Source organism: Vibrio qingdaonensis (assembly GCF_026191675.1).
In the GTDB taxonomy this organism is placed as follows: Bacteria; Pseudomonadota; Gammaproteobacteria; order Enterobacterales; family Vibrionaceae; genus Vibrio; species Vibrio qingdaonensis.
In genome coordinates this window covers 1-2,572 of the sequence record NZ_JAKRRY010000095.1, presented here as the reverse complement: position 1 = coordinate 2,572, position 2,572 = coordinate 1, and the positions used below count along the sequence as shown (strand labels likewise).

1 rRNA gene is annotated in these 2,572 nt (G+C 51.3%); it reads right to left on the bottom strand.

What is annotated here, in order from left to right:
- Positions 1–22: 22 nt before the first annotated feature.
- Positions 23–2,572 (bottom strand): 23S ribosomal RNA (locus MD535_RS25330); the annotation flags it as partial.

Below are 2,572 nucleotides of genomic sequence, written 5' to 3'. Positions count from 1 at the left end.
ATCAAAACCCTTTGGGTGTTGTATGGTTAAGCCTCACGGGCAATTAGTACAGGTTAGCTCAATGCCTCGCAGCACTTACACACCCTGCCTATCAACGTTCTAGTCTTGAACAACCCTTTAGGACACTTAAAGTGCCAGGGAAGACTCATCTCAGGGCTCGCTTCCCGCTTAGATGCTTTCAGCGGTTATCGATTCCGAACTTAGCTACCGGGCAATGCCATTGGCATGACAACCCGAACACCAGAGGTTCGTCCACTCCGGTCCTCTCGTACTAGGAGCAGCCCCCTTCAATCTTCCAACGCCCACGGCAGATAGGGACCGAACTGTCTCACGACGTTCTAAACCCAGCTCGCGTACCACTTTAAATGGCGAACAGCCATACCCTTGGGACCGACTTCAGCCCCAGGATGTGATGAGCCGACATCGAGGTGCCAAACACCGCCGTCGATATGAACTCTTGGGCGGTATCAGCCTGTTATCCCCGGAGTACCTTTTATCCGTTGAGCGATGGCCCTTCCATTCAGAACCACCGGATCACTATGACCTACTTTCGTACCTGCTCGAATTGTCATTCTCGCAGTCAAGCGGGCTTATGCCATTGCACTAACCACACGATGTCCAACCGTGTTTAGCCCACCTTCGTGCTCCTCCGTTACTCTTTGGGAGGAGACCGCCCCAGTCAAACTACCCACCAGGCACTGTCCGCAATCCCGATTAGGGACCAACGTTAGAACATCAAGCATACAAGGGTGGTATTTCAAGATTGCCTCCACACACACTAGCGTGCATGCTTCAAAGGCTCCCACCTATCCTACACATGTAGGGTCAATGTTCAGTGCCAAGCTGTAGTAAAGGTTCACGGGGTCTTTCCGTCTAGCCGCGGGTACACTGCATCTTCACAGCGATTTCAATTTCACTGAGTCTCGGGTGGAGACAGCGTGGCCATCATTACGCCATTCGTGCAGGTCGGAACTTACCCGACAAGGAATTTCGCTACCTTAGGACCGTTATAGTTACGGCCGCCGTTTACCGGGGCTTCGATCAAGAGCTTCGACCTAAGTCTAACCCCATCAATTAACCTTCCGGCACCGGGCAGGCGTCACACCGTATACGTCATCTTACGATTTTGCACAGTGCTGTGTTTTTAATAAACAGTTGCAGCCACCTGGTATCTGCGACTCCTAGTAGCTCCATCCGCAAGGGACTTCACCGCCAAGAGCGTACCTTCTCCCGAAGTTACGGTACCATTTTGCCTAGTTCCTTCACCCGAGTTCTCTCAAGCGCCTTGGTATTCTCTACCCGACCACCTGTGTCGGTTTGGGGTACGATTTCTTATAATCTGAAGCTTAGAGGCTTTTCCTGGAAGCATGGCATCAATGACTTCACTACCGTAGTAGCTCGACATCGTATCTCAGCGTTAGTAGCGGTCCGGATTTACCTAAACCACCCGCCTACGTACTTGAACCTGGACAACCATCGCCAGGCCCACCTAGCCTTCTCCGTCCCCCCATCGCAATTATAAGAAGTACGGGAATATTAACCCGTTTCCCATCGACTACGCCTTTCGGCCTCGCCTTAGGGGTCGACTTACCCTGCCCCGATTAACGTTGGACAGGAACCCTTGGTCTTCCGGCGAGGAGGTTTTTCACCCCCTTTATCGTTACTCATGTCAGCATTCGCACTTCTGATACCTCCAGCAAACCTTACAGTCCACCTTCAACGGCTTACAGAACGCTCCCCTACCCAATATGATAAATCATATTGCCGCAGCTTCGGTGTATAGCTTAGCCCCGTTACATCTTCCGCGCAGGCCGACTCGACTAGTGAGCTATTACGCTTTCTTTAAATGATGGCTGCTTCTAAGCCAACATCCTAGCTGTCTAAGCCTTCCCACATCGTTTCCCACTTAGCTATACTTTGGGACCTTAGCTGGCGGTCTGGGTTGTTTCCCTCTCCACGACGGACGTTAGCACCCGCCGTGTGTCTCCCGGATATTACTTACTGGTATTCGGAGTTTGCAAAGGGTTGGTAAGTCGGGATGACCCCCTAGCCTTAACAGTGCTCTACCCCCAGTAGTATTCGTCCGAGGCGCTACCTAAATAGCTTTCGGGGAGAACCAGCTATCTCCAGGTTTGATTGGCCTTTCACCCCTAGCCACAAGTCATCCGCTAATTTTTCAACATTAGTCGGTTCGGTCCTCCAGTTGATGTTACTCAACCTTCAACCTGCCCATGGCTAGATCACCTGGTTTCGGGTCTATATCCAGAGACTGAACGCCCAGTTAAGACTCGGTTTCCCTACGGCTCCCCTAAACGGTTAACCTTGCCACTGAATATAAGTCGCTGACCCATTATACAAAAGGTACGCAGTCACCCAACAAGTGGGCTCCTACTGCTTGTACGTACACGGTTTCAGGTTCTATTTCACTCCCCTCACAGGGGTTCTTTTCGCCTTTCCCTCACGGTACTGGTTCACTATCGGTCAGTCAGTAGTATTTAGCCTTGGAGGATGGTCCCCCCATATTCAAACAGGATATCACGTGTCCCGCCTTACTCGTTTTCACTGATTATGA